The organism is Bacillus sp. LR--39 (genome assembly GCF_053613335.1).
Window position 1 is genome coordinate 1 of sequence record NZ_JBSIOT010000320.1, and the last position, 1,076, is coordinate 1,076.

Consider the following 1,076-nt stretch of genomic DNA (forward strand, 5'->3'; position numbering starts at 1 on the left):
GTAACGCCGGAATCATCGGCACGCTAGTTTTAGCGCATCAGGCCTTACAAGCAGAGACAGCATCCGGGGAGGTGCGATCATGACGCATCCATTATTTTTAGAGCCTGTCTTTAAAGAAAGACTATGGGGAGGGACGAAGCTTCGTGACGCTTTTGGCTACGCAATACCCTCACAAAAAACAGGTGAGTGCTGGGCCGTTTCTGCACATGCCCATGGCCCGTCGGCTGTAAAGAACGGCCCGCTGGCAGGAAAGACACTAGATCAAGTATGGCAAGATCACCCAGAGATATTCGGGTTTCCGGATGGTAAGCTGTTTCCGCTGCTGGTAAAGCTGCTGGACGCCAATATGGATCTCTCCGTGCAAGTCCATCCTGATGATGATTATGCAAAACTGCATGAAAATGGCGACCTTGGTAAAACGGAGTGCTGGTATATCATTGATTGCAAAGATGACGCCGAACTGATTTTGGGACATCACGCAAGCACAAAGGAGGAATTCAAACAACGAATAGAAAGCGGTGATTGGAACGGGCTGCTGAGGCGAATCAAAATCAAGCCCGGAGATTTCTTTTATGTGCCAAGCGGTACACTCCATGCATTATGTGAGGGAACCCTTGTCCTTGAAATCCAGCAAAACTCTGATACAACGTATCGCGTATACGATTATGACCGCTGTAATGACCAGGGCCAAAAAAGAACTCTTCATATAGAAAAAGCCATGGAAGTCATAACGATACCGCATATCGATAAAGTGCATACACCGGAAGTAAAAGAAGTTGGTAACGCTGAGATAATTGTTTATGTGCAATCAAATTATTTCTCAGTGTACAAATGGAAGATTAGCGGCCGAGCTGCTTTTCCTTCACATCAAACCTATTTGCTGGGGAGTGTTCTGAGCGGATCAGGACGAATCATAAATAATGGTATTCAGTATGAATGCAATGCAGGCTCACACTTTGTCTTGCCTGCGCATTTTGGCGAGTTTTCAATAGAAGGAACATGTGAATTCATGATATCTCATCCTTAATGAATGGGGGAGTTGCATTTGTTTAAGAAACATACGATCTCTTTGCTCA

At 45.4% G+C, this 1,076-nt stretch carries 2 protein-coding genes; both read left to right on the top strand.

Annotated elements, in window-relative coordinates:
- On the top strand, nucleotides 1–83 hold an 83-nt coding region (locus ACWHAR_RS22870; protein WP_452087921.1), incomplete at its 5' end, for a hypothetical protein.
- Nucleotides 80–1,027, top strand: a complete 948-nt coding sequence (manA, locus tag ACWHAR_RS22875; RefSeq protein ID WP_144459297.1) for a mannose-6-phosphate isomerase, class I — start codon at nucleotides 80–82, stop codon at nucleotides 1,025–1,027. The genes ACWHAR_RS22870 and manA, both read left to right, overlap by 4 nt.
- The last annotated feature ends 49 nt before the right edge of the window (nucleotides 1,028–1,076 follow it).